Raw genomic sequence first — 301 nt, 5'->3', positions numbered from 1 at the left:
CCCCCCCCCCCCCCCCCCCCCCCCCCCCCCCCCCCCCCCCCCCCCCCCCCCCCCCCCCCCCCCCCCCCCCCCCCCCCCCCCCCCCCCCCCCCCCCCCCCCCTCTTTTCAAGCCGAAGACGGCATACGAGATCAGGCGCCATGTCTCGTGGGCTCGGAGATGTGTATAAGAGACAGGGATCACACGGTCGAGAAATTCGCCGATGCTCTCGCCGTGCAGGAAGCGGCGTTCCTCCGGCACGGTGCCCTCGAATACGCCGATGAACGCCTGTGCAAGCTCGTGCTCGGGAATCTCTCCCAGCT

At 72.8% G+C, this 301-nt stretch carries 1 pseudogene; it reads right to left on the bottom strand.

Going from position 1 to position 301, the window contains the following annotated elements:
• Positions 1-149 precede the first annotated feature (149 nt).
• A pseudogene (locus JHD73_RS29460) lies at positions 150-301 on the bottom strand (histidine phosphatase family protein); the annotation flags it as partial.

Source organism: Ralstonia sp. ASV6 (assembly GCF_016429285.1).
Classification (GTDB): Bacteria; Pseudomonadota; Gammaproteobacteria; order Burkholderiales; family Burkholderiaceae; genus Ralstonia; species Ralstonia flaminis.
This window is presented reverse-complemented; position numbering and strand designations above follow the sequence as displayed.